The 16,750-nt window shown below is 75.6% G+C and carries 17 protein-coding genes; 10 read left to right on the plus strand and 7 right to left on the minus strand.

The window, feature by feature from the left end:
• Window positions 1-102: 102 nt before the first annotated feature.
• Window positions 103-933 carry an aldo/keto reductase gene (locus LC193_RS27445; protein WP_226078064.1) on the minus strand — a complete coding sequence of 277 codons (831 nt, stop codon included), beginning with the start codon at window positions 931-933 and terminating at the stop codon, window positions 103-105.
• 305 nt (window positions 934-1,238) lie between these two features.
• Here LC193_RS27445 and LC193_RS27450 point away from each other — a divergent pair, with 305 nt between their 5' ends.
• The 6 genes from LC193_RS27450 to LC193_RS27475 all read left to right on the plus strand — a co-directional run bounded on the left by LC193_RS27450 (window position 1,239) and on the right by LC193_RS27475 (window position 5,981).
• Window positions 1,239-1,730, plus strand: a complete 492-nt coding sequence (locus LC193_RS27450; RefSeq protein WP_226078065.1) for a hypothetical protein — start codon at window positions 1,239-1,241, stop codon at window positions 1,728-1,730.
• A gap of 1 nt (window position 1,731) precedes the next feature.
• Window positions 1,732-2,157 carry a phage holin family protein gene (locus LC193_RS27455; RefSeq protein WP_226078066.1) on the plus strand — a complete coding sequence of 142 codons (426 nt, stop codon included), beginning with the start codon at window positions 1,732-1,734 and terminating at the stop codon, window positions 2,155-2,157.
• Window positions 2,133-2,666: a DUF3618 domain-containing protein gene (locus tag LC193_RS27460; protein ID WP_226078067.1), complete on the plus strand. Its 534-nt coding sequence runs from the start codon at window positions 2,133-2,135 to the stop codon at window positions 2,664-2,666. The genes LC193_RS27455 and LC193_RS27460 overlap by 25 nt, the downstream gene beginning before the upstream one ends.
• Window positions 2,667-2,792: 126 nt before the next feature.
• Window positions 2,793-4,025 carry a DUF4032 domain-containing protein gene (locus LC193_RS27465; protein WP_226078068.1) on the plus strand — a complete coding sequence of 411 codons (1,233 nt, stop codon included), beginning with the start codon at window positions 2,793-2,795 and terminating at the stop codon, window positions 4,023-4,025.
• A gap of 88 nt (window positions 4,026-4,113) precedes the next feature.
• Window positions 4,114-5,145 carry an ATP-binding cassette domain-containing protein gene (locus LC193_RS27470; protein WP_226078069.1) on the plus strand — a complete coding sequence of 344 codons (1,032 nt, stop codon included), beginning with the start codon at window positions 4,114-4,116 and terminating at the stop codon, window positions 5,143-5,145.
• Window positions 5,142-5,981, plus strand: a complete 840-nt coding sequence (locus LC193_RS27475; RefSeq protein ID WP_226078070.1) for an ABC transporter permease — start codon at window positions 5,142-5,144, stop codon at window positions 5,979-5,981. Before LC193_RS27470 ends, LC193_RS27475 begins: the two co-directional genes overlap by 4 nt.
• A 39-nt stretch (window positions 5,982-6,020) precedes the next feature.
• On the opposite strand, the gene LC193_RS27480 is transcribed toward LC193_RS27475, so the two are convergent.
• Window positions 6,021-7,013: an aldo/keto reductase gene (locus LC193_RS27480; protein WP_226078071.1), complete on the minus strand. Its 993-nt coding sequence runs from the start codon at window positions 7,011-7,013 to the stop codon at window positions 6,021-6,023.
• A gap of 159 nt (window positions 7,014-7,172) precedes the next feature.
• On the opposite strand from LC193_RS27480, the gene LC193_RS27485 reads away from it, so the two are divergent.
• A complete protein-coding gene (locus LC193_RS27485; RefSeq protein WP_226078902.1) occupies window positions 7,173-8,015 on the plus strand; it encodes a Rieske 2Fe-2S domain-containing protein in 843 nt (280 codons plus the stop codon).
• A gap of 28 nt (window positions 8,016-8,043) precedes the next feature.
• Here LC193_RS27485 and LC193_RS27490 read toward each other — a convergent pair whose 3' ends face one another.
• Window positions 8,044-9,834, minus strand: coding sequence for a glycosyl hydrolase (locus LC193_RS27490; RefSeq protein WP_226078072.1), 1,791 nt, complete (start codon window positions 9,832-9,834; stop codon window positions 8,044-8,046).
• Between the two features lie 205 nt (window positions 9,835-10,039).
• Here LC193_RS27490 and LC193_RS27495 point away from each other — a divergent pair, with 205 nt between their 5' ends.
• Entirely contained in the window at window positions 10,040-12,187 is a 2,148-nt protein-coding gene (locus tag LC193_RS27495; RefSeq protein ID WP_226078073.1) for a GMC family oxidoreductase, read from the plus strand.
• 160 nt (window positions 12,188-12,347) lie between these two features.
• Window positions 12,348-12,995: an ATP-binding protein gene (locus LC193_RS27500; RefSeq protein ID WP_226078074.1), complete on the plus strand. Its 648-nt coding sequence runs from the start codon at window positions 12,348-12,350 to the stop codon at window positions 12,993-12,995.
• A gap of 32 nt (window positions 12,996-13,027) precedes the next feature.
• Here LC193_RS27500 and LC193_RS27505 read toward each other — a convergent pair whose 3' ends face one another.
• Both LC193_RS27505 and LC193_RS27510 read right to left on the minus strand, forming a co-directional pair.
• Window positions 13,028-13,786, minus strand: coding sequence for an SDR family oxidoreductase (locus LC193_RS27505; RefSeq protein WP_226078075.1), 759 nt, complete (start codon window positions 13,784-13,786; stop codon window positions 13,028-13,030).
• A 50-nt stretch (window positions 13,787-13,836) separates the two neighbouring features.
• Entirely contained in the window at window positions 13,837-14,598 is a 762-nt protein-coding gene (locus LC193_RS27510; protein ID WP_404819498.1) for an ArsR/SmtB family transcription factor, read from the minus strand.
• 65 nt (window positions 14,599-14,663) lie between these two features.
• Between LC193_RS27510 and LC193_RS27515 the strand changes: the two genes are divergently transcribed.
• The gene (locus LC193_RS27515) at window positions 14,664-15,344 is read left to right on the plus strand and encodes a flavin reductase family protein (RefSeq protein WP_226078077.1); all 681 of its coding nucleotides are present in this window, start codon (window positions 14,664-14,666) and stop codon (window positions 15,342-15,344) included.
• Window positions 15,345-15,371: 27 nt separating this feature from the next.
• On the opposite strand, the gene LC193_RS27520 is transcribed toward LC193_RS27515, so the two are convergent.
• Both LC193_RS27520 and LC193_RS27525 read right to left on the minus strand, forming a co-directional pair.
• Window positions 15,372-15,896 (minus strand): hypothetical protein, encoded by a 525-nt coding sequence (locus LC193_RS27520; protein ID WP_226078078.1) that lies wholly within the window; start codon window positions 15,894-15,896, stop codon window positions 15,372-15,374.
• A 91-nt stretch (window positions 15,897-15,987) separates the two neighbouring features.
• The gene (locus LC193_RS27525) at window positions 15,988-16,656 is read right to left on the minus strand and encodes an HAD family hydrolase (RefSeq protein ID WP_226078079.1); all 669 of its coding nucleotides are present in this window, start codon (window positions 16,654-16,656) and stop codon (window positions 15,988-15,990) included.
• Between the last annotated feature and the right edge of the window lie 94 nt (window positions 16,657-16,750).

The following is a 16,750-nucleotide window of genomic DNA, read 5'->3' on the forward strand; positions in this document are numbered from 1 at the left end:
AACTCCTGTCGTCACTTCAGCTGTACTAGACCCCAACTACGAGTGGGCGCGCGGTTGTTCCGCACGGCGGAAGCAAGCATTCCGAGCGTGTCCGACGGGGCGTCAGAACTCCTCGTGCCGCTCCGGGTCGCCCCCGAGCCGCCGGTGCGGCCGGTCCGTGACGGCCGCCATCTCCGCCTCGTCGAGCGCGAAGCCGAACACGTCGGCGTTCGTCCGCTGCCGCTCCGGGTCGCCCGACTTGGGAATGGGCACAAGACCGAGCTGGATGTGCCAGCGCAGCACGATCTGCGCGGGCGTGACGCCGTGCGCCCGCGCGAGCCGCTCGATGCCAGGGTCGCTCAGCAGCGTGCTGCGCCGGCCGAGCGGGCTCCAGCTCTCGGTGACGATGCCGTGCGCCGCGTGGTAGGCGCGGGCCTCCTCCTGCGGGAACAGGGGGTGCAGCTCGATCTGGTTCACCGCGGGCGGCACGCCCGTCGCCTCGGCGATGCGCTCGATGTGCGCGGGGGTGAAGTTGGAGACCCCGATGGAGCGCACCAGGCCGTCGTCGCGCAGCTTGACCATCGCGCGCCACGAGTCGACGTAGGCGTCCACGCGGGGCAGCGGCCAGTGGATGAGGTACAGGTCGACGCGGTCGACGCCCAGCCGCGCCCTCGACTCCTCGAACGAGCTCAGCGTCTCGGCGTAGCCGTGGTGGCGGCCCGGCAGCTTGGTGGTGACGGTGATCTCCTCACGGGGGACGCCGGAGGCGGCGATCCCGCGGCCCACGCCCTTCTCGTTGCCGTAGTTCACCGCGGTGTCGATCAGCCGGTAGCCCAGGCCGAGCGCGTCCACGACGGCCCGTTCCGCCGCCGCGTCGTCCAGCGGGTAGGTGCCGAACCCGAACGCGGGCAGGGCGTGCGAGTCGTTGAGCGTATGGGTGGGCGCGTGGGCCACTGCTCCTCCTTGGTCGGCTCCTTCGGACGCCGGGGCCCGGCGGGCACGCCGCGCCGCGGTGCCGGGCCAGGGTAACGAGCCGGGCCTGGCGGCGCGGAAGCCGCCGGCCGGCGAACGCCCCGTCCATTCTGTGACCGCGGGGGCCGCGGTGCACCCCAGGGGCGGCGGGGCCGGCCGGGGCGCGCGCGGGGTTCAGCGCATATGGTCCGCTTTCATTTGATTCGTTGGGTTTTCGCTTGGTTTGCGGTGGTAACCCGGTGCCGGAAGAGGGAGGCACAACCCGCATCCCGCAGGAGGAGAGACCCATGACCGAAGCTGCGTACGCGGACACGAGGAGTGCCGGACGGCCCCCTGACGGGTCCCGGGGCTTCGCCGACACCGCGCGGGAGCAGACCAGAGCCGTCACCGACCGGGCCAGGGACGAGGCGCGCCACACGGCGCACGACCTGCGCGGCCGGGCGGCGGACGAGGCGGACAGCCAGACCCACCGCACCGCCGACGCCGTGCGCCAGTGGGCGGACGACCTCGCGGGCCTCGCGGCCAATGCCCCGGCCGAATCGCAGGCGAAGAACCTCGTGGCCCAGGCCGCCGACCAGGGCCACCGGGCCGCCGACTACCTCGACGCGCACGGCTTCTCCGGCCTCGTCGAGGACGTCCAGGGCTTCGCCCGCCGCCGCCCGGCCGCGTTCCTCGGCGGCGCCGCGCTCGCCGGCCTGGCGATCGGCCGCCTGGTCAGGGCGGGCCGCGCCGAGGGCGACGGCGACGCGCAGGGCGACACCCGTGAACCGGAGGTCTGACATGGCCACCACATCACGGCAGCCCGGAGCGACCCGCACCGGAGGCGAGCAGAACGGCTCCGTCGGCCGGATGATCTCCGAGATCACCACCGACGCCCAGCACCTCGTGCGCCAGGAGGTCGAACTGGCCAAGGCCGAGGTCCGGCAGGAGGTCGGCCGGGCGGGGAAGGCGGCCGGCATGTTCGGGGGCGCCGGCTTCGCCGGCTACATGGTCGCCTTCTTCCTGTCGCTCGCCCTCATGTTCGGCCTGGCCAACGTGCTCGACGCCGGCTGGGCCGGCCTCATCACCGCGGGCCTGTGGGCGATCGTGGGCGCCGCCCTGTTCATCGCCGGGCGCGCCCGCATGCGGCGCCTGTCCGCCACCCCGAAACAGACCGTCGAGACGCTGAAGGAGGACGCACGATGGGCGCGTCACCCGACCGCATAAGGGCCGACATCGAGGCCACCAGGACCAAGCTGGCCGACGACCTCGACCGGCTCGCCGACCGCGCCAGCCCGCGCCGCATGGCGCACCGCCGCACCGAACGCGTGCGCGGCGCCGCCTCCGGCCTGCGCGAGCGGGTCTCGGGCACCGCGGCGCACGGCGCGGAGGAGGCCGGCGGCCGCGGCAGGAACGCGGCGCGCGGCACCCGCGACGCCGCGTCGCACGCGGGTGAGAGCCTGGGCCGCGCGCCGGGCCGCGCCGCGTCCGGCACGCGGGGCAACCCGCTGGCCGCCGGGGCGATCGCCTTCGGCGCCGGGCTCATGGCGGCCTCGCTCGCCCCGGCCAGCAGGCCGGAGCAGCAGGCGGCGGCCCGCATCTCCGAGCGGTCAGGACCGGTCAGGGACGCCGCGACCGCCTCCGCCAGGCACCTCAAGGACGACGGCACCGAGGCGGCGCGCCGGGCCGCGGACAACGTGAAGGAGTCGGCGACCCGCGCCTTCCGCGAGCGCTGACCGGGTCGGGCACGGCGGGCGGCCTCACGGGCCGCCCGCCGCCCGCACCCGGCGCCCCGGGACTCCCGGGGCCGCCGCACCGCGCCCGCACGCCTGTCCGCGGCCCTTCTGGCGCAGACTGGACCCATGGAGTTGCAGATCACCGCCACCGACCCCGCGCACCCCGCCACGCTCCTCGACCTTCCGTGGGACGTCCCGCTGGCCGAGTGGCCGGAGAAGCACCTCGTCGCCCTGCCCCGCGGCATCTCGCGGCACGTGGTGCGCTTCGCCCGGGCCGGCAGCGAGGTCGTCGCCGTCAAGGAGGTCGGCGAGTGGGCGGCCGTGCGCGAGTACGCGCTGCTGCGCGACCTCGACCGCCTCGCGGTGCCCTCGGTCGACCCCGTCGCGGTGGTCACCGGCAGGACCGGCGCGGACGGCGAGCCACTGGAGCCGGTCCTCATCACCCGGCAGCTGAAGGGCTCGCTGCCCTACCGGTCGATGTTCGAGACGACGATGCGCCCCACCACCATCAAACGGCTCCTCGACGCGCTCGCCGTGCTCCTGGTCCGCCTGCACCTCAGCGGCTTCGCCTGGGGCGACTGCTCGCTGTCCAACACGCTCTTCCGCCGCGACGCCGGGGCCTACGCCGCCTACCTCGTGGACGCCGAGACCGGGCAGATCCAGCCGCGGCTCACCCGCGGCCAGCGCGACTACGACCTCGAAGTGGCCCAGGTCAACATCGTCGGCGAGCTGATGGACCTGGAGGCGGGCGGCTCCCTGCACCCGGCCGTCGACCCGGTGCCGTTCGGGCAGGAGATCGTGCAGCGCTACGGCGACCTGTGGCACGAGCTGACCCGCACCTCCATCTACCCCAGGGACAAGCGGCACTACATCGACCGCCGCATCCGCCGGCTGAACGACCTCGGCTTCGACGTCGCGGAGATGCAGATCCAGCGTTCGCCCGACGGCGACCACGTCACGTTCCTCCCCAAGGTCGTCGACGCGGGCCACCACCAGCGGCAGCTGCTGCGCCTGACGGGCCTGGACGCCGAGGAGAACCAGGCCAGGAGCCTGCTCAACGACCTGGAGACCTGGATGGCCACCCAGGAGGACTACGCGCCGGGCGACCCGCTCGGCGCCCGGCCCGAGGTGCTGGCCCACCGGTGGGTGCGCGACGTCTTCAGGCCCGCCGTCCGCGCCGTGCCGTTCGAGCTGCGCGGCGAGGCCGACACCGCGCAGATCTACCACGAACTCCTCGAACACCGGTGGTACCTCTCCGAGCGCGCGCAGCGCGACGTCGGCCTGGCCAGCGCGGCGGAGGATTACATAGAGAACATCCTCAGGCCCCGCGCGGCAGCCGCCGCGACCGACGTGACCTGACCCCGGGCGACGCGCCCTTGCGGTCGCGGCCCGCGCCCGCGGCCCGGATAGTGGCCGGGAGGGGACCGACCGGGAAGGAGCCGGGACCATGGGCGACGCCATCAGGGTGGAAGGGCTGCTCAAGTGCTTCGGCACGACGACCGCGCTGGCCGGCGTCGACCTGCGGGTTCCGGCGGGAAGCGTCCTCGGCCTGCTCGGCCCCAACGGCGCGGGCAAGACGACCGTCGTCCGCGTCCTGGCCACGCTGCTGCGCCCCGACGCGGGCCGGGCCGAGGTCGGCGGCCACGACGTCCTGCGCGACGCCCACCGGGTGCGGCAGCTGATCGGGCTCACCGGCCAGTACGCCTCGGTCGACGAACACCTCACCGGCACGGAGAACCTGCTGCTCATCGGCCGCCTGCTCGGCATGCCGCGCCGCGAGGCCAGGAGCCGCGCCGACGAACTGCTCGACCGGTTCGGCCTCGCGGACGCGGGCGGGCGCGCGGTCGGCACGTTCTCCGGCGGCATGCGCCGCCGGCTCGACCTGGCCGCCAGCCTCGTCGGCCGCCCGCCCGTCCTCTTCCTCGACGAGCCCACCACGGGGCTCGACCCGCGCGCCCGCACCGAGCTGTGGGACCTCATCAGGCGCCTGGTGGGCACCGGCGCCACCGCCCTGCTCACCACCCAGTACCTCGACGAGGCCGACGCGCTGGCCGACCACGTCGTGGTCATCGACCACGGCGAGGTGATCGCGACCGGGACGCCCGAGGAACTCAAGTCCAGGGTCGGTGGCCGCACGCTCGCCGTCAGGCCCGCCGACCCGGCCCGCGTCGAGGACGTCCGCGCGGCGGTCGCCGAACTGACCGGGAACCGCCCTGACATCAGCGGAGACCTGGTCACCGCGCCGGTCGGCGACCCCGCCGTCATGCCGTCCGTCGTGCGCCGCCTCGACGACGCAGGGGTGCGGCTGGCCGAGCTGGCCCTGCGGGGATCGAGCCTCCGCGAGGTCTTCCTCACCCTCACGGGCCGCCCGGCGGACGAGGCCGACGACACGCACGACACGGATGAAACGCACGAAACGGACGCTGCCGATGCAACGGATGGCGCCCCGGAGGGCAACGGGGACGGGGGCCGGTCGTGAGCCCCCCGCCGGAGGCCGGGGAGGGCACCACGGAGCGCACGGGCCGCGAGGCCGACCTGGCCCCGCGGGTCACCCTCGCCCAGGGCGTCAGGCAGAGCCTGACCCTGGCCTGGCGCACACTCGTGCAGGTCAGGCACAACCCCTTCGAACTGACCGACTTCAGCATCCAGCCGGTGATGTTCGTCCTGCTCTTCACCTACGTGTTCGGCGGCGCCATCGCCGGCTCGACCGACAAGTACCTGACGTTCATGCTGCCGGGACTCCTGGTGATGAACATGCTGTTCGTCACCCTCTACGTCGGGCAGGGCCTCAACACCGACCTCGCCCAGGGCGTCTTCGACCGCCTGCGCTCCCTGCCCATCGCCCGCTGGGCCCCGCTGGCCGGCCGCATCGCCGCCGACCAGGTCAAGCAGACCTGGTCGATCGTCCTCGTCCTCGCGGTCGGCTTCATCCTCGGCTTCCGCCTCGGGGACCCCGGGGTCCCGGGACTCATCGCCGCCGCGGCCCTGCTCCTGGTGTTCGCCCTCGCGTTCTCGTGGGTCGCCGTCCTGGTGGGGCTGCTGGCCAAGGACGCCGAGCGGGTGCAGATCTTCGGCTTCACCTCGCTGTTCCCGCTCACGTTCGTCAGCAACGTGTTCGTGCCCGCCGACTCCATGCCCAGCTGGCTCCAGGGCTTCGTCGACGTCAACCCGGTCAGCTCCCTGGCCGAGGCGAGCCGCGGGCTGATGCTCGGCGGCGAGGTGGCCACGCCGGTGCTCACGTCCCTGGCCTGGGCGATCGCCATCACCGCGGTCTTCGCGCCGCTGTCGGTGCGCGTCTTCAAGCGGAAGGTCTGACACGCCCCGCCCGGGCGCGGCGCCCGCCCGCGGCGGCCGTCACCAGAGCGCGTGCACCCGCGGGCGGATCCGTTCGTCGTACAGGGCCCGGACGGCAGCGAGCGTGTCCTCGGGCAGCGGCGGCAGGTGGGCCGCCGCCGCGTTCGCCCTCACCTGCTCGGGGTCGCGCGCCCCCGGGATCACGGTGGTGACCCCCGGCTGCTGGATCACCCACCGCAGGGCCGTCTGCGCCGGAGTGGCGCCCTCGGCCGCGAGGCCGGCGAACTCGGCGGCGGCGGTGAGACCGGTGGCGTAGTCGACGCCCGAGAAGGTCTCGCCCCGGTCGAACGCCTCGCCGTTCCGGTTGAACGCGCGGTGGTCGTCATCGGCGAAGACCGTCGCCGCCGTGTAGCGGCCCGAGAGCAGGCCCGACGCCAGCGGCACGCGCGCGATCACGCCCACCCCCGCCGCCCCGGCCGCGGGCAGCACCCGCTCCAGCGGCTTGAGCCGGAACGGGTTCAGGATGATCTGGACGCTCACCACGCCCGGCCTGGCGATGGCGGTCAGCGCCTCGTCGCAGGTCTCGACGCTCACGCCGTAGCCCGCGACGCGCCCCTCGTCGACCAGCGTGTCCAGCGCGTCGAACACCGCGTCGGAGGAGACCACGGGGGTCGGCGGGCAGTGCAGCTGCACCAGGTCGAGGGTCTCCACCCCCAGGTTGGCGCGCGAGCGGTCCGTCCAGGCCCGGAAGTTGTCCAGCACGTAGTGCTCCGGCAGCTGCGCCACCCGGCGCCCCATCTTGGTGGCCACCGTGATCCCCGCGTCCGGCCTGGCCCGCAGGAACGCGCCGATCAGCCGCTCGCTGCGGCCGTCCCCGTAGACGTCCGCGGTGTCGAAGAACGTCACGCCCGCGTCCGCCGCCGCGTCGAGCACGGCCCTCGCGCGCGGCTCGTCCACCTCGCCCCAGTCGGCGCCGAGCTGCCACGTGCCGAGGCCGACGACCGAGACCTGCCGACCCGATGGACCGAGAACGCGTTGCTCCATGCGGTGCATTCTGCCAGCGCGCGCGGCGTGGCGCACCGCCCCGCGGTTTCGGGTCCTTGAGGCGGGGAAGTCGGCGGCATGGCCTTCTTGCAGAGACTGCCGAACGGCACGGCCGCCGCCCGTTCGCTGCTGCCGGACCGCACGCGGCCCGGCCGGGTGCTGGCCGCCATGGACCGGGTGGAGTCCGCCGGAGCCGCCGACCCGTTGATCGGCGCGCTGCGCGCGGTGGTGCGCACGATCCCCTCCGGCGCCCGCGACATCCTGCACGGCACGTGGCTCGGCCACCCCGTGCACCCGATCCTGGTGCAGGTGCCCATCGGCACGTGGCTGTCGGCCGCCGTCCTCGACCTGGCGCCGGGCCGCCGCCGCGGCGCCGGGGTCCTGGTCGCCGTCGGCCTGGCCGCGGCGGCTCCCGCGGCCGTGGCCGGCTGGGCCGACTGGGCCGACCTGCGCAAGCCGCAGGCCCGCGTGGGCCTGGTGCACGCGGCGGCCAACTCGGCCGCGGTCGCCCTCTACGGCGCCTCGCTCGCCGCCCGCCTGCGCGGCCGGCGGGTCGCGGGCCGCGGCCTCGGCTTCGCCGGGCTGGTCGTGGTCGGGGTCGGCGGCGCCATCGGCGGGCACCTCGCCTACCGGCAGGCCGCGGGCGTCAACCACGCCGAGCAGGTGCCCGCCCTCGTCCAGCCCGGCTGGCACGCGCTGGGCGACCTCGGCGAGTTCCCCGTGGGCGAGCCGGTGCGGCGCACCGTCGAGGACGTCGCCGTGCTCGTGGTGCGCGAGCCGGGCGGCGCGGTCCGCGCGCTGGCCGACCGGTGCAGCCACCAGGCGGGCCCGCTGTCGGCAGGCGACATCTCCGACGGCTGCGTGCGCTGCCCCTGGCACGGCAGCGTGTTCAGGCTCTCCGACGGCTGGCACGTCCAGGGCCCGGCGACGGCGCCCCAGCCGGTGTTCGAGACGCGCGTGACCGACGGCCGCGTCGCGATCCGGCTGCCCGGGAGCGCGCGGGAGGACTGAGGCCCCCGCGCGCCCCCGGGCCCGCGGGTCAGCCTCCGGCGGCGGCGCAGCTCGGCGCCGGCGCGAGGCTGTCGGGCAGCGTTCCGCCGCCCAGGTAGCCGAACGTCGTCCCACCGCCGGGCGGCAGGTCGCCGTTCCAGTCCTGCGCCGTGGCGCGGACGCGGTCGCCGGCGGTGGTCAGCCGCGCGTTCCACACGTGCCGCACGGTCTCCCCGGCCGGCGCCGGCCAGGACACCTCCCAGCCGGAGAGCGGCGCGGTGCCCGTGTTGCGCACGGTGACCTCCACGTGGTGCCCCGTGCCCCACTTCGTGACCACCCGGTGGGTCGCGGTGCAGCCGCCGTGCTCCTTGAAGTCGCCCAGCTCGTCGAGGGTGACGACCCGCGGGTGGTGGTAGACGTGTTCGAGGTGCGCGCGCGGGTTGCTGACGCCGTCGGTCAGGAAGTCGCCCGACCAGGTGACGAACCACGCCCAGTCGGCCCGGTACGCCTCAAGCAGGTCGGGGTCGGGGATCGAGCCGACCTCGGTGAGCGCCACGAGCTTGGCGTCCTGCCCCAGCTCGACCAGCCGGTCGTACGTGCCGCTGACCGGGCCGTGGTCGCCGGCCGGCGGGTAGGAGTCGGCGCTCACGATGTCCACCACGTCGTCGCCCGGGTACCAGGCCGGGTCGACGGAGTTCCACACCCACAGCAGGTTGTGCAGCTCGTGCACCTCGGTCATCCGCTGGTGCATCAGCCGCCACAGCTCCTTGGCGGGCTCGGGGCCCTTGGCGCCCCACCAGAACCAGCCGCCCTCGGCCTCGTGCAGCGGGCGCCACAGCACCGGCACCCCGGCGTCCCGCAGCCGGGTCAGCTCGGCGGCGATGGCGTCGATGTCCCGCAGCAGCAGCGCGTACTCCTCGGACGCGGGGTCGGCGAGCGCCGCCGCCAGGTCGAACGTCGTCGCGTCGGTGTAGAAGCCGCGCCACCACTCGCGGCCCGGCTCGTCGATCAGGCCGGCCGGCGCGTTCCAGTGCCACACGAAGGTGGTGATGCCGCCGCGCTCGTCCCAGGCCAGCGCGTTCTCCACCTCCTGCGAGGAGGTGCCGCGCTCCACGCGGCTCGGCGAGTAGTCCATCATGTCGAGGCCGGCGACGGCGGGCGTCCTGCCGATGTTCTCCTCCAGCCACGCGATCCCGGACATGTCCTGCTGCCCGCTGAGGATGCGGCGGCCGTAGCCGTCGGTGAGATACCGCAGCAGCCCCCTGGCCTCCGGCGTTGCGTGCGGATTGACCGGTTCGCCCGTCACCTGGTGCGGCGGGCGCGGCGGCACGGGCGCCAGGGCGAGGGCGTCGATCTCGTACCAGCCCCAGCCGTTGACGACGGAGATGGTGTTGTCCCCGGGTTCGAGCAGGACCTTGCCGGCCGGGGCGGTGGAGAACTCGGTGGTCTCGGGCAGGGTCACCTCGCCCATGCCCTCCCCGTTGAGCCTGAGCACGGCGTTCTTGCGGCCGTAGGGCCCGCGGTAGTGCACGGTCAGCTCGTACAGGCCGCCGGGGCTGTCCGGGATCGTGACCGTGACCTGGTCGTCGGCCTCGTCGAACCCCTCCACGTAGCCGGTGCCTGAGAAGCCGGGCGCGGTGGAGGCCACCGTGACGCCCTGGAGTTCGCCGTCCTCGGCCTCGTACACCTCGGGGGCCTGGCGGACCGGCGGGGCCGCCTCGTCGGCGGCGGCCGGGGCCGCCGGGCCCGGTGCGGCGGCCGTCGGCGGCGCGCCGAGCAGCGCGAGCACGCCGGCCGCCGCGGCGGCCGTGAACCCTCTGACGGCAGTGCGGAGTTGCATGTCGTCCCTCGCCTCCCACAGATCGTTTGGGAGCGCTCCCAGTGACGGATTCGACCGCAGGGCACGTCCGCTGTCAATGCGCGGGACCGGCCGGGTCCGCGCCGGTCCGCGGGCCCGACCCCCTACCCGGGAACGCCGCGGCCTGGCATTCTCGCCTGGGCTCGGCGCGTGGCGGGCCCAGGAGACACGGAACCGAGGAGCACGGATGGAACCGCGGCAGACCCTGCGCGCCCTTGTGGAGCGCGTCGTCCCCGGCGGCGACGGCCACCCCGACGCGTGGCAGGCGGGCGCGGACGGCTTCTTCCGGCGGATGCTGGCCGCGGACGCACGCGCGGACGCCCCGCTGATCGACGCCGGCCTCGCCCTCCTCGACGCCGAGGCCGGGGCAAGGCACGACGGCGCGGCCTTCGCGGGACTGCCCGAAGCCGCGCGGGACGACATCGTCGCCGACCTGCTGGCCGGCCGGCCGCGGGCGGCCTGGGAGCCCGCCGACCCGGCCGCGTTCGTCCGGGCCGTCATCCGCCTGTGCGCCCAGGGCTACTACGGGGACCCGGCCGCGGGCGGCAACCGCGGCGGCGCCTCCTGGCGCATGGTCGGCTACCGGGCGCGGCAGGACCCGGGCCGCCCCGCGCCGGGAACGCCGCCCACCCCCGTGCCGGGAACGCCGCCCACCGTCGACTGGGCGGACGTCGCGGACCGCTACGACGCCGTGGTCGTCGGCTCGGGCGCGGGCGGGGGCGTGGCGGCCTGCGTGCTCGCCGAGGCCGGCCTGCGGGTCCTGCTCGTGGAGCGCGGCCCGTGGCTGACGCCCGAGGAACTGATCCCCGACCACCTGCGCAACCAGCGGGGCGCGCCCGGCGTCGACGGCGGCTACGACACCCCGGCCGGGCCGCCCGCGCGCGGCAACCCCCGCGTGTTCGCGGCGCCTTCGGGCGACCGCGTGGTGTGGCCCGCCGATCCGCGGTGGGGCAACAACGCGATGACCGCGGGCGGCGGCACCCGCGTCTACGGGGCGCAGGCGTGGCGGTTCTGCGCCGAGGACTTCACGATGGCAACCACCTACGGCGTTCCCGAGGACAGCTCCCTGGCCGACTGGCCCATCGGCTACGCCGATCTCGAACCCGACTACGACTGGGCCGAGTGGGGGATCGGGGTCAGCGGCGACCCGGCGGGCGACTCCTGCGCCGGGCCGCGCACGCGCGGCTACCCCATGCCGCCGGTGCGCCCCAACGGCACCGCGCGCGTGCTCGCCGCGGGCGCGCGGCGGCTGGGCCTCGCCACCTCACCGGTGCCGCTGCTGATCAACTCCGTGCCCAGGGACGGCCGTGGCGCGTGCACGGGGTGCGCGACGTGCGTCGGCTTCGGGTGCCAGGGCGAGTACAAGAACGGCACCCACAACACGGTCATCCCGCGCGCCGTCGCCACCGGCCGCTGCGACGTGCTGACCGGCGCGCAGGCCGTCCGGGTGACGACCGGCGGGCCGCGCGGGCGCGTCACCGGCGTCGCGCTCGCCACGGAACGCGGCGGGCGCGTCCTGCGGCGCGAGGTCGCCGCGGGCCACGTCGTGCTGGCGGCCGGCGCGATCGAGACGGCGCGGCTGCTCCTCAACAGCGCCTCGGCGCGGGAGCCGAACGGGCTGGGCAACAACACCGACCAGGTCGGCCGGCACCTCCAGGGGCACGTCTACGCCGGGGCGTTCGGCCTGTTCGACGAGCCGGTGCAGGACTGCGTCGGACCGGGCCCCGGCATAGCCACCAACGACCACCGCCACCGCAACGACGGGCTCGTCGGCGGGGGCCTGCTCGCCGACGACTTCGTCCCCACCCCGCTCCAGACCTTCGCCGCCCTCACCGGACTCGGCCTGATCCCGGCGTGGGGCGCCGCGGCCAAGGAGGGCATGCGCACGCTCTATTCACGGCTCGCCCTGGTCACGGGGCCGGTGCAGGAGATTCCGCGGGCCGACCTGCGGGTCACGGTCTCGACCGCGGCCAGGGACCGGTTCGGCCTGCCGGTCGCCCGCCTCTCCGGCAGCCTGCACCGCGAGGACGCGCGGACCGCCGCGTTCCTCGCCGACCGCGCCGCCGACTGGCTGACCGCGGCCGGTGCCACCCGGGTGTTCCGGCGCGGCGCGCCGCCGGCCCACGGCCCGACCGCCGGGCAGCACCAGGCCGGCACCTGCCGCATGGGCACCGACCCGGCCGACTCCGTCACCGATCCGTGGGGAACGGTCTGGGGGCACGACAACCTGCACGTCGCCGACGCGTCCCTGCACGTGACCAACGGGGGAGTGAACCCGGTCCTCACCGTGCTCGCGCTCGCGCACCGCGTCGGCCGCCGGGTGGCCGCGGCCTGACGCCGCGTCGACTCGGCGCCGCCGCCCGGGACTTCGGTGACATTGCGGACCAACGCCCACGCCGGTTAACGTTTCGGAGTTCGCGGTCACGTCGTGTCGCCGCGCCACGGCCGGGCGCCACCGCGCGAAAGCGCGCCGCTGCCCAGAAGGGGACTCCGTCATGGCGCACTGCCCGGAACTGACAGGGCGCGACGCGGGAGACCCCGCGGGTCCCCGTGTCCTCGATCTGCGGGGCGCCGTCGACGTGCCGCGCCTCCTCACCCGCGGCCCCGGCGAGCGGGTCATCGTCTCCGGGCTGCCGGGCAGCGGCAAGTCCACCCTGATGCGGCGGGCGCGCGGCGCGGTGCGCCTCATCGACTCGCAGGAGGTCAGGGAGAGCTGGGCGCGCAGGCTGCCGGACCGGCTGCCGTACGCCGTGTACCGCCCCGCGGTCCGCGTGGCCCACTACGCGCGGCTGTGGCGGGCGCTGCGCGGCCCGGTGAGCGTGCTGGTGCACGACTGCGGCAGGACCTCATGGGTGCGTAACTGGCTCGGCCGCGACGCCAGGCGCCGCGGCACCGCGTACCACCTGCTGCTCCTCGACGTCTCCGCGGACACCGCGCTCGCGGGGCAGTACGAGCGGGGGCGGGCGGTGTCGGGGCGGGCGTTCGCGCGGCACAGGCGCGCCATGGCCCGGCTGTTCAGCGAGGTCGAGGCGGGACGGCTGCCGTCCGGCTGCGCGTCGGTGCTGATCCTCGACCGGTCGGCGGCCGGCGCCCTCGACGCCATCGTCTTCGGCGCGGACGAGCCGAGCGACAGCCACCGCTGACGCCGGGCCCCGGGCGGCCCGGACGGCAGGCGTCAGCCGAGCGTGTGGCCGCCGTTGACCTTGACGCGTTCTCCGGTGATGAACGCCGCGGCGGGCGAGGCGAGGAAGGCGACGGTGGCCGCGACGTCCTCAGGAGTGCCCATGCGGCCGAGCGGCACCTCGGCGGCGTAGGAGGCGAACGACTCGGGGGACGTGCCGGCGTGGCGCTCGACCGGGATCCAGCCGGGGGCGACGGTGTTGACGGTGATGCCGTGCCGGCCGAACGCGCGGGCCCAGCCGACGGTGAGGCTGTGCTGCGCGGCCTTGGCCGCGGTGTACGCGGCCATCTCGGGGAGCGCGCGCTCCAGGACGTCGGAGCCGATCTGGACGATCCGGCCGGCGCCGTGCTCGCGCAGCGCGGGCAGGGCCGCGCGCACCAGCAGGGTGGGGCTCTTCACGAAGAAGTCGAGCTGGTCCAGGTGGTCCCGCCAGGTCAGCTCCTCGGGGGCGATCATCGGCTGGGGCCCCGTGGCGTTGAGGATCAGGGCGCCGAGCGGGCCGAGGCGGTCCCCGACCTCGGCGACCAGGGCGGCGACGGCCGCCTCGTCCGTCACGTCGCCGCCGAAGGACTCCGCCGTGCCGCCGGCCGCGCGGATGTCCTCGACCACCTGCCGGGCCGCCTCGTCCCCGGAACGGTAGTTCACGGCCACGGCCCAGCCGTCGGCCGCCAGGCGCCGGGCGATGACGGCGCCGAGTCCGCGTGAGGCGCCCGTGACCAGGGCAACGCCCGTGCCCGTATGTGCGTTTGTCATGCGCTCACCCTACGGTGGGGACCGGGCGGGAACGCCGGCCGGGGCGCGCGTCAGGCGCGGCCCGGCGCGGCGCCGGAGCCGGGGGAGACCGCCTCCGCCGGCGCGAGCAGGCCGCCGGACAGGCCGAGGTGACGGCGCAGCGCCCGCCGGCCGGCGTGGGTGACGACGACGGCGCGCGTGGTGCCCACGCGGGTGATCCAGCCCGCGTCGAACGCGTGCCCGCACAGCGCGGCCCCCACGGCTCCGGCCAGGTGGGGGCGGCGCTCCGTCCAGTCGAGGCAGGACCGCACCGCCGGCCGGCGGGTGCCCGCCGGGACGACGACGCCCAGCTCCCTCAGCCAGTCCGCGCCGGCGCGGGTGAGGCCGAGTCCGTGCCCGGGGTCGAGCAGCCGGCGTTCGGTCATCGCGTCGGTGATCGCGACGCCGAGGGCCCCGGCCAGGTGGTCGTAGCAGGTGCGGGCGTGGGCGAGGGCCCGCCGGCGGCTCGCCGCCGACAGGGAGCGGGCGGCGGCGGGACGTTCGGGTGCCAGCGCGGCCAGGCCCTCGACCAGCTCGGCGACGTGCGGACCGGCCAGCCGCACGTAGCGGTGGCGGCCCTGGCGCTCCTCGGTGAGCAGGTTCCCGCGCACGAGCGCGTGCAAGTGCTCGGTCGCCGTCGAGGGCGCCACGCCCTCGTGGTGCGCCAGCTCCTTCGCCGTCCACGCCCGGCCGTCGAGCAGGGCCATGCAGAAGCCCGCGCGTGTCCCGTCGGCCAGCAATCTCGCCACGGAGGCGAGATCGGGGCCGGCTCCGTGTGCGCGCCGCGTTCCCATGCGCACCATTGTCGCCCACGACGCTTCGGCCGCCGCCGAAACGAGCGGAACCTAGGCTGCCCGCCATGCACACCGCACATCCCACCGCCCTGCCCGCCGCGGCAGGCCCCACCCACGTGGAGATCGAGCCCGGCGTCCTGTACTTCGGCACGCCGGTGGTGCTCCTGTCCACGGAGAACGAGGACGGCTCGTTCAACCTGGCTCCCGTGTCCTCCGCATGGGCCCTCGCGCGGACGGTCGTCATCGGGCTCGGCCGCGACGGGCAGACCGCGCACAACCTCGGGAGCCGGCCCGAGCTGGTGATCAGCCTGCCGTCCCCCGCCCAGTGGCCTGCCGTGGAGCGGCTGGCGGCGCTGACCGGGCGGTACCCGGTGCCCGCGACCAAACCGGAGGGCTGCCGCTACGAGCCGGACAAGTTCGCCGCGGCCGGCCTGACCGGTGAGCCCTCCCACCTGGTCGGGCCGCCCCGCGTCGCCGCGTGCCCGATCCAGCTGGAGGCCCGTGCCGAGCGGGTGCGTCCGGACGGCTCCGGCGGCTTCCTCGTCGTCGAGGCCGTCGTGCGCAAGGTGCACGCCGACGCCCGCATCGTCGTGCCCGGCACCGACCACATCGACCCCGCCGCCTGGAGCCCCCTCGTCTACAACTTCCGCCACTACTTCGGGCTCGGCCCCGAGCTCGGCCACTCCTACCGCACCCGCACGCCCCGCGGCGCCGGGGCGCCTGCCGCGCGGCCCGCCGGCGGGTGAGGCGCGCGCCGCGCGTTCCGCCCGCCCCTACCAGGCCGCCGCCCGCAGCACGTCGCGGGCGATGTCCGTGACGGAGCGGCCGTCGGTCGGGACGCGGACGGTTCCCGGGGGAGCCTGCTCGCTCAGCTCGCGGGCCATGCGCAGGCTCCGCTCGATGTGGGCGTCGAGCCGGGACCCGATCTCCCGCCGGGCGAGCCGCTGCCGCACGGTCGTCTCCTCGGCGGTGAGCAGGACGCGGGTGGCCCTGGTCCCGCCGCCTCCCATGGCCCGCCTGACCATCGGTTCGTCGAGGATGCTCACCGTGTTCGTATAGATGAGGCGGCGCTGGCCGAGCGCGGCGTAGTTGGCCCAGATCGCGGCGGTGTTGCGCTCGGTGATCAGGGCGCGGTGCGGGTCGCCTTCGGGCGCGGGGTGGATCTGGTCCATGAAGTCGCCCTCGATCAGGCAGTGGGCGGTCCCCCTGTCCTGCAACAGCGCGGACGTCTCCCAGCCGACCGTCGTCTTGCCGACGCCCGCCCCACCGCCGATCAGCAGCAACTCGTAGGAAGTCATGGCCGGCCAGCCTGGCAGAGCGGGGGCGGGCGGGACAGCGGTTTTCCCGTGGCGGGCGCGGGCCGCCGCACCCGCGCGGCCCGCGCGGCGCTCAGGGCGCGTCGCCGTCCGGCCGGGTTCCGGGCGCGTCGCCGTCCGCCGCGGCGGACGGCAGCGCGAGCAGGCGCGTCAGGTCGGCGAGCCAGGCCCCGTCCGCGGTGGCGTGCACCGTGGTGATGCCGAGCGCGGCGGCCGGGGGCAGGTTCTCGGGCCGGTCGTCGACGAACACGCACGCCTCGCCCGGCAGCCCCATGCGCTCCAGCGTCAGGCGGTAGATGCGCGGGTCCGGCTTCGCCACGAACTCGCGCTCCGAGATCACCGCGACGTCGAACAGGTCCCACACGCCGACGTGCGCGTACGGGTCGTAGGGGGCCAGGCCGAAGGAGTTGGACAGCATGGCCACCGTCATCCCGGCCTCGCGCGCCGCGCGGGCCAGCGCGATCACCTCGGCGGCAGGCCGCACCCGCGCCCACGCCCTGCCCATGAGGTTCTCGCCGTCCGGCAGGCCGAGCGCCCGCGCGGTCAGCCGGTTCCAGTCGGCCTGGGACAGCCGCCCGGCCTCCAGGTCCAGGTAGGACCGGCGGCCGGCCGGATCGGTCTCCAGGGCGTGCCGCCACGCGTCGGCCTCCAGCTTCTCGCCCAGGCACCAGTCCCGGATCGACTCCCTGATGCCCGTCGCCAGCACCCCGGCGAAGTCGAGGATCAGCCCGCGGTATGCCACCGTCCGCCTCCCGCACGGTTCCGTCCGCCCGGACCCGCGCCGGACGCGCGGGAGCAGACTGCCCGCGGCGCGGCGCCGGCACACCGCGCGCGGG

Source organism: Streptomyces marincola (assembly GCF_020410765.1).
GTDB classification, from domain to species: domain Bacteria; phylum Actinomycetota; class Actinomycetes; order Streptomycetales; family Streptomycetaceae; genus Streptomyces; species Streptomyces marincola.